This is a genomic window from Microbulbifer agarilyticus (genome assembly GCF_019800665.1).
GTDB lineage: Bacteria > Pseudomonadota > Gammaproteobacteria > Pseudomonadales > Cellvibrionaceae > Microbulbifer > Microbulbifer agarilyticus_C.
In genome coordinates this window covers 1-1,249 of the sequence record NZ_JAHVKO010000018.1, presented here as the reverse complement: position 1 = coordinate 1,249, position 1,249 = coordinate 1, and the positions used below count along the sequence as shown (strand labels likewise).

The window sequence follows — 1,249 nt, the reverse complement described above, 5'->3', positions numbered from 1 at the left end:
GCTGATCTGAAACCACTTTCGTGGACGGTATTTTTATCCACGAAAGAGGTCCAGTATGGGACAAACAAAAAAGCGTAATTACGATCGTTATACTCTGGCTTATAAGCTTCAAGCCGTTAGGTTAGCCAATCATCCTGACGTTAGATCAAAGGATGTGGCAGAATCCCTCGGCATACATCCTGTGATGCTCTATCGGTGGCAGATGGAGCATCGTCGCGGAGAGTTGAAGGAAAATAAGCATATGAAGCCTGCCAAACCATCCCCCAAGCGTCGTCCAAGTCGTGCTGACCCAGTAAAAGAAGCAGAAGAGAAGCTGGCTGCAGCTGAGAAGAAAATTAAGAAGCTAGAGCGAGAGCTGGCCAATCGTAACGACGAGATTGACCTGCTAAAAAAGGCCGAGCGGTTCTTCCAACGGAAAAAGTAAAGCTCTTTGAGCTGGTTGAGAAGAGCCGTAAAGGGCGTGATGTCAGGAAACTCTGTAACTTACTTGGTGTATCAAAAAGTGGTTTCTACGCCTGGCGAAACCGTGAAGAGAGTGAGCATCGCAGGCATGATCGCCGCCTCACCGATGCTATTGTGGAGTTGCATCAGGGATTTCGAAAGGCATACGGGGCTCGTCGAGTACATCAACAGCTAAAACGTAGCGGCTTGTCATGCAGTGTTCGGCGAGTATCCAGGCTCATGAAATCGGCCGGTATAAAAGCCTCGAGTAGGGGGCTTTATATGTGGAATCCGGGTAAGCACGAGTTCTATTCCTCGACTGGAAATCAGCTCGGCGAGTTAGCTCCGGCGGATAGCTCGGGCACACAGTGGGCAGGGGACTTTACTTATATTAAGACCGCTAATGGCTGGCTATATCATGCCGTCGTGATCGACTTGTTCACGAGATCGGTCGTCGGGTGGTCCTTCAGCAGGAAGCGCAATAGCGAACTAACGAAAAGTGCGCTCAAGATGGCATTGGCGCGCCAGCGACCACAGTCAGGCTGTATATTTCATTCCGATCAGGGTATTGAGTATGCAGCACATGAGTATCGAGAGCTTGTTGAGTCGGCGGGTATGACAAGGAGTATGAGCCGAAAGGGTAACCCTTTGGATAATGCGATCGTCGAGTCATTCTTCCATAGCATGAAGACAGAGCTTGTTCATCAGAGGATGTTCGAAAACGAAATCGATGCGGTAGCTCATATCATCGAATACATTGAGTTCTACAACCGAGAACGGCTTCACTCCAGTCTCGGCTATCAATCGC

General features: G+C 49.3%; 2 protein-coding genes. Both read left to right on the top strand.

Annotated features, from left to right (window positions below; genetic code table 11):
- Positions 1–55 precede the first annotated feature (55 nt).
- Complete coding sequence (locus tag KUV22_RS17200; protein WP_222233010.1) at positions 56–424, top strand: transposase; 369 nt, start codon at positions 56–58, stop codon at positions 422–424.
- An 11-nt stretch (positions 425–435) separates the two neighbouring features.
- Positions 436–1,249 (top strand): IS3 family transposase (locus KUV22_RS17195; protein WP_261319685.1); only part of this gene is annotated, 814 nt, incomplete at its 3' end.